The 5,186-nt window shown below is 61.3% G+C and carries 6 protein-coding genes; all 6 read right to left on the bottom strand.

All coding sequences use genetic code 11. The features are described 5' to 3' along the window. Nucleotides 1-857: PLP-dependent aminotransferase family protein (locus B2V21_RS01025; RefSeq protein WP_286915762.1), on the bottom strand; the 857-nt coding region annotated here is incomplete at its 3' end. Nucleotides 858-968: 111 nt separating this feature from the next. Next, complete coding sequence (locus B2V21_RS01020) at nucleotides 969-1,769, bottom strand: OmpA family protein (protein WP_049859848.1); 801 nt, start codon at nucleotides 1,767-1,769, stop codon at nucleotides 969-971. 14 nt (nucleotides 1,770-1,783) lie between these two features. After that, complete coding sequence (locus B2V21_RS01015) at nucleotides 1,784-2,137, bottom strand: DUF4398 domain-containing protein (protein WP_376787101.1); 354 nt, start codon at nucleotides 2,135-2,137, stop codon at nucleotides 1,784-1,786. A 9-nt stretch (nucleotides 2,138-2,146) separates the two neighbouring features. After that, nucleotides 2,147-2,974, bottom strand: coding sequence for a substrate-binding periplasmic protein (locus B2V21_RS01010; protein ID WP_376787100.1), 828 nt, complete (start codon nucleotides 2,972-2,974; stop codon nucleotides 2,147-2,149). Between the two features lie 123 nt (nucleotides 2,975-3,097). Next, nucleotides 3,098-4,042 carry an electron transfer flavoprotein subunit alpha/FixB family protein gene (locus tag B2V21_RS01005; protein ID WP_286915761.1) on the bottom strand — a complete coding sequence of 315 codons (945 nt, stop codon included), beginning with the start codon at nucleotides 4,040-4,042 and terminating at the stop codon, nucleotides 3,098-3,100. Next, nucleotides 4,043-4,792: an electron transfer flavoprotein subunit beta/FixA family protein gene (locus B2V21_RS01000; RefSeq protein WP_282348553.1), complete on the bottom strand. Its 750-nt coding sequence runs from the start codon at nucleotides 4,790-4,792 to the stop codon at nucleotides 4,043-4,045. It lies immediately after the preceding gene. Nucleotides 4,793-5,186: the final 394 nt, after the last annotated feature.

The raw sequence follows: 5,186 nt of genomic DNA, 5'->3' as shown, positions 1-5,186 counted from the left end.
TAGATATCGTCCTCGACGATCTGGATATCGAAGTCCGAAGACAGTCGCAACAGCTGCTTCATGCGCTCCTCGGGCATGGTCCCGCCCAGTGGATTGCTCAAGCGCGGCGTCAGCACCAACGCCTTGATCGACCACTGATTGGCGGCTAGCTGCAGCGCCTCCAGGCTGATACCCGTCGACGGATCGCTGGGGATCTCGATCACCTTGAGCCCGAGCAAGTCCGCCAGTTGCAGCAAACCGTAATAGGTAGGCGACTCGGCCGCAATCAGGTCTCCAGGCCGGGTGAGCACGCGCAGGCTCATCTGCAACGCGTCGACGCAACCGTGAGTGATGACGATCTCCGAAGGATCGACCACCACGCCAGCATCGCGCATGCGGATCGCCACCTGCCGGCGCAGCGGCTCGAAGCCTGGGCTGAACATGTAACTGAACGCACGTGGACTCTGGAATCGGGTGACCTTGGCCAATTGCTGGTGCAATGCCCGTACCGGCAGAAACTCGACGTGGGGCACCGCGGCGCCCAACGGAAACACGCCCTCGCGCCGGGACTCGTCGAGCACCTGCTGGATGATGCTGCTGCGTGTGACCAACCCCGGCCGCTCCACCCGTGCAATGTCAGGCGTCGGCGCCGTCAGCGCGGGCGTCTGGTGCACGTAGTAGCCAGACTGTGGCCGCGCGCGGATCAACCCCTGGTCCTCGAGGTTGGCGTAGGCCTGCAACACCGTGGCGTGGCTGACATTGAGCTGCGCGCTCATCTTGCGTACCGAAGGCACACGCTCACCTGGCTGATAGACACCTCGACGGATGTCATCAGCCAACTGTTGGGCAATACGCTGGTAGAGCAAGAGGTTGGTCATGGCGGGATCTCAGATGTGCCACTGGACCCCTACAGATGCAAACTGTACGGGGACAGCTGGCAGAATAGCAGAGCTGATCCTGCAACTGCACTGTCCAGATTCACCTCTCCATCAACCGCGCGGCAACGCCATTTCCCCTTTTGCGTTGGAAAAGACGATCTCGACCCGACGGTTCTGCGCCCTGCCCCGCTCCGAAGCGTTTGCATCCACAGGATAGGCGTCGCCATAACCCTGTACCTGAATACGCGACTCATCGATGCCCAAGTCAACCAGCGTGTCGGCTACCGACTGCGCTCGGTCGGTCGACAGCTGCAGGTTGAAGGCTTTTTCACCAGTGTTATCGGTGTAGCCTTCGATACGCACCACGCGCTTGGGATTGAGTTGCAGGAACTGCACGAGCTTGAGGATCGTACGGTTGGCCTGTGGCTTGAGCTGCGCTTCCCCCGTATCGAACAGCACGTCACCCAGTGTCATCACCAGCCCGCGGTCGGCCTCGACATTGGCCAACGCCAGAATCTGCTCTTCCAGCCACTTGCCCTGCTGCTGCACGCTTTCCAGCTTGGAGTCACGCAACGCCAGTTGCAGGCGCTGCTGGTCCATCTGTAGCTTGGTCAGGCGCTGCTGATTGAGCATCTGCTGACTGCGCTCCCGGGCGATCTCGCTGTAGCGCTGGCTCAGGTAGGCATAATGCTGAGCGTCGCTGCCCGTGCCCCAATAGCTGGCGAGCCGCTCGGCGCGGGCCAGCGATTCGCCAGCCCGGATGACATCCTTGGGCGCGCTGCGCAGCACGTTGGAATCATCACGAACCGCCTGAAAGGCAACCTCGGCACGCTGGACGGCCTCGCTATTGGCGCGCTGACCGGTACAGCCTACCGTCACCAAACCGGCCGCCAGCACCAGGCCTATGCGCATTCCCGTCAACTGCTTCACTGCATGTCTCCCAATTGTTTACGCAGGCGCTGGATGCGAGCCTCCAGCACCTTGATCTGCTCCTGCCCCTTGGCAGTCAACAATTGATCTTCCGCAAGACGTGCGTCCAACTCGGCCTGTTCGGCGTTGAGCCGGGCGCTCTTGTAGTTTTCATCGACCATTTGCGCACGCGCCTGGGCAAGTTTGTCGACCGCCATCTTCATGGCCTCGTTGTCGTCTGTGGCGCCAACGGCGCGGGCCTGCTCGACGGTCTGGTCAGCCAGACGCAATTGCTGCGTAGGCGCCGGGTCGTTGGCGCAACCGGCAAGCAGCGCAAGCATCGCGCCTGCGGTCATCGTTTGAATGTTCACGAAAGATTCCTACTGTGGAAGTGCTGCAGGCTTGAGCGATTGCTGGACTTTCCAACGCTCGACATTGCGGGAAAACACCTCGGGAGGTATGCCTGAAGCGGTCAATTCTGTCATTTTTTTCGCCAGCTGTCCGCGCAGCCAGGGATCGTTGCACGCGGAGTCGTGAGACAACGCCAGGTACAACCCCGGCCGGTCGACGGGCAGCTCACTGCTTTGCAGTCGATCGCCCAGGCCCTGTGCCTGAGCCATGGCCGCACCGGAATAGCGTCCGGCGATCACGTATTCGACCTGGCCAAGCACCAGCTTGTCGAAGGCCTGAATCAGATTGTCCGTACTGACCAGCTTCAGATGCTCGGCGGCCAGTGTGGCGAATGCCTGGGTGGGTCGCGCCTTGGCCGAGATCGCCCCGGCGTGGCCGTGAAGATCGGCAAGACTGCGGTAAGTCAGCGGCGTCGATCGCAGGGTCCACACCAGGTAATCGTTCGGGACCAGGGCAGGATGCACATAATCCAGGGATTCAAGCTCGCTGACGTTCAGGGGTGCATCCACCAGCAAGTCCATTCGCCCACTGCGCACCTCTTCCAGCGCCTGTGAACGCTTGCCGGCATAAAGAATGTCGACCTTGACGCCGATCTGGGTCGCCACCTGCTGCAACAGCTCGGCGTTGACGCCGATCAGGCGCTCCGGGTCCTGTGGATCCCGCCATAGATAGGGCGGCGCGTCGGGGCTGCCACTGGCAACCAGTCGCTCGCACTTGCCCGCCCCCTGCGCTGCCAGCGGTAGCAACGCCGCGACCATGCAAAAGCCCGCGCGGCGAAGTCTGCCTTGTCTGGTCATGCTCAACCTCTCCAGCCCATGTCACACGCAAATTCAGATGCAAAAAAGCCCGGTCCCCGCCCGCTGCCCTGTGGGCAACGGATGGCGACCAGGCTTGACTCGACCGCAGCGCGAAGCGCTGGATCAGACCAGCTTTTCCAGCTCGGGAACGGCTTCGAACAAGTCAGCGACCAGGCCATAGTCGGCCACCTGGAAGATCGGCGCCTCTTCGTCCTTGTTGATCGCAACGATCACCTTGGAGTCCTTCATGCCAGCCAGATGCTGGATGGCGCCGGAAATGCCTACCGCGATATACAACTGCGGCGCAACGATCTTGCCGGTCTGGCCGACCTGCATGTCGTTGGGCACGAAGCCGGCGTCCACCGCTGCACGCGACGCACCCACGGCAGCACCCAGCTTGTCGGCCAGGGTGTAGAGGTGCTTGAAGTTGTCGCCGTTCTGCATGCCACGGCCGCCGGAGACGACGATCTTCGCCGCGGTCAGCTCGGGACGATCGGACTTGGCCAGCTCTTCGCCAACGAAGCTCGATTTGCCGGTATCGTGAGCTGCACCCACCGCTTCGACAGTCGCTGAACCGCCTTCGGCAGCCACGGCGTCGAAACCGGTGGCACGCACGGTGATGACCTTGATCGCAGCGCTCGATTGCACAGTGGCAATGGCGTTGCCGGCGTAGATCGGACGTTTGAAGGTGTCCGGCGACTCGACCGAGATGATCTCGGATATCTGGTCGACGTCCAGCACAGCGGCAACGCGCGGCAGGATGTTCTTGCCGTTGGCGGTCGCAGCGGACAGCACGTGGCTGTAGCCTGAGGCCAGCTCGACGATCAGCGGTGCCACGTTTTCAGGCAACTGGTGCGCGTAGGCGGCATTGTCCGCCACCAGCACCTTGCTCACGCCCGCGATCTTCGCGGCGGCTTGCGCAACGCTGTCGACCTGCACGCCGGCGACCAGCACGTGAATGTCGCCGCCGATCTTCTGCGCGGCAGCCACGGTGTTCAGGGTCGAAGGTGCAACGCCAGTGTTCACCTGACCTTCGGTTACATAATCGGCGATAACCAGGATAGTCATTCAGATTACCTTCGCTTCGTTTTTCAGTTTTTCGACCAGTTCGGCCACCGACTTGACCTTGACACCGGCACTGCGGGTCGCTGGCGCCTCGACCTTGAGGGTCTTGTTGGTGGAGGTCAACGACACGCCGAGCGCCTCGGGCGTGAGCGATTCGAGCGGCTTCTTCTTGGCCTTCATGATGTTGGGCAGGGAAGCGTAGCGCGGCTCATTCAGACGCAGGTCGGTGGTGACGATGGCCGGCAGGGTCAGGCCAACGGTCTGCAGACCGTCATCGACTTCACGGGTGACATTGAGCTTGTCGCCCGCCACTTCGACCTTCGACGCGAAGGTGCCCTGGGCATAGCCGCTCAGCGCTGCCAGCATCTGGCCAGTCTGGTTGTTGTCGCTATCGATCGCCTGCTTGCCCAGGATCACCAACTGCGGCTGTTCCTTGTCGACCACCGCCTTGAGCAGCTTGGCCACTGCCAGGGCGTTCAGTTCCTCGGCGTGCTCGACCAGGATGGCGCGGTCGGCGCCCAGGGCCAGCGCGGTGCGCAGTTGCTCCTGAGCGGTGGCCGGGCCGATGGTGACCACGACGATTTCGCTGGCGATGCCTTTCTCTTTCAGGCGGACGGCTTCTTCAACAGCGATTTCGCAGAACGGGTTCATCGACATCTTGACGTTGGCAAGATCAACGCCTGAGTTATCCGCCTTGACGCGAACCTTGACGTTGTAATCGACCACTCGTTTGACAGCTACAAGAACCTTCATGGATTCCTCGTTACTCTCCGGTGAAAAGAATGTCGCCCAGGCAGACCGGACGATGACGTGGGCGCAAGGGCACCATTGAAACGTTTGCAGCATTGCGTAGTGCTGGCAAAAACCTGATTTTTCAAGACCTTGTCCAACAAAACGGGGCAGCCTTCAACAAGTATGACGTGTAAACTCGACCCGATGGGCGTTCGACATGGATGAATGACCCGTGCCGGGGTCGAGATTCGAGGCATCCTGTACTGCACGCAGGCGCTGCATCGAACATGAAGCTGGCCGTATCTTGACCGCTGAGCCCTGACCGGTCAATACGCGGAACTCACCGGTCACGCCCCCTGGCCACCTTGATTTTACTGGGCTGGAGCAGATTCAAACAAACGTTTGTATTGGACCG

Source organism: Pseudomonas sp. UBA6276, from assembly GCF_002438365.1.
Classification (GTDB): Bacteria; Pseudomonadota; Gammaproteobacteria; order Pseudomonadales; family Pseudomonadaceae; genus Aquipseudomonas; species Aquipseudomonas coleopterorum.
The sequence above is the reverse complement of the archived record's forward strand: the minus strand, read 5'-3'. Positions and strand labels throughout refer to the sequence as shown.